We start from the raw sequence: 1171 nt of genomic DNA, 5'->3' as shown, positions 1-1171 counted from the left end.
ACTGACACTGAGAGACGAAAGCGTGGGGAGCAAACAGGATTAGATACCCTGGTAGTCCACGCCCTAAACGATGATCATTAGCTGATGGAAGATTCATCGGCGCAGCTAACGCATTAAATGATCCGCCTGAGTAGTACGTTCGCAAGAATAAAACTTAAAGGAATTGACGGGGATCCGCACAAGCGGTGGAGCATGTGGTTTAATTTGAAGATACGCGTAGAACCTTACCCACTCTTGACATCTTCTGCAAAGCTATGGAGACATAGTGGAGGTTAACAGAATGACAGATGGTGCATGGTTGTCGTCAGCTCGTGTCGTGAGATGTTCGGTTAAGTCCTGCAACGAGCGCAACCCTTATCCTTAGTTACTACCATTTAGTTGAGGACTCTAAGGAGACTGCCCGAGTAATCGGGAGGAAGGTGGGGACGACGTCAAATCATCATGCCTCTTACGAGTGGGGCTACACACGTGCTACAATGGCCGGTACAAAGAGAAGCAAACAGGCGACTGGGAGCAAACCTCAAAAAACCGGTCTCAGTTCGGATTGAAGTCTGCAACTCGACTTCATGAAGTCGGAATCGCTAGTAATCGTAGATCAGCTACGCTACGGTGAATACGTTCTCGGGTCTTGTACACACCGCCCGTCAAACCATGGGAGCTGGTAATGCCCGAAGTCGGTTTATAAAGAAACTGCCTAAGGCAGGACTGGTGACTGGGGTTAAGTCGTAACAAGGTATCCCTACGAGAACGTGGGGATGGATTACCTCCTTTCTACGGAGTACAATAAAGCTTATTTATAGGCTTTTTAACCAAACTTACTAGACCTGTACAAATTTATTTATGTCATGTGACTTCTTAAGGTCAAAGTCTTATATCTAGTTTTGAGAGGACATATCTTCTCAATGTTCTTTGAAAACTGAATAGTAAAATATTTTTCGATATTTACAACGACATCAAAACAAAATAAATCAAATTTGGTTAATTTGTTTAGATTCATCGAGTAATCATTTATATATGATTCATTGAAATGTCTTAAAATACACATCTTAAATAACATAAACAATAGGAAAATACTACTTTTAAATAAGGAAGAGTTTGTGGTGGATGCCTTGGGTCTGGAAGTCGATGAAGGACGTGATTACCTGCGATAAGCCTCGTGGAGCTGGAAATG

At 42.7% G+C, this 1171-nt stretch carries 2 rRNA genes; both read left to right on the top strand.

The annotated features are described in order from the left end of the window. A 16S ribosomal RNA gene (locus T390_RS0103605) occupies window positions 1-771 on the top strand; the annotation flags it as partial. Window positions 772-1077: 306 nt separating this feature from the next. Continuing rightward, window positions 1078-1171: ribosomal RNA gene (locus T390_RS0103600) — 23S ribosomal RNA — on the top strand; the annotation flags it as partial.

It is taken from the genome of Mycoplasmopsis felifaucium ATCC 43428 (genome assembly GCF_000687775.1).
Lineage (GTDB): Bacteria > Bacillota_I > Bacilli_A > Mycoplasmatales > Metamycoplasmataceae > Mycoplasmopsis > Mycoplasmopsis felifaucium.
Note: the sequence above shows the minus strand (reverse complement) of the source record. Positions and strands in the feature narration are given on the sequence as shown.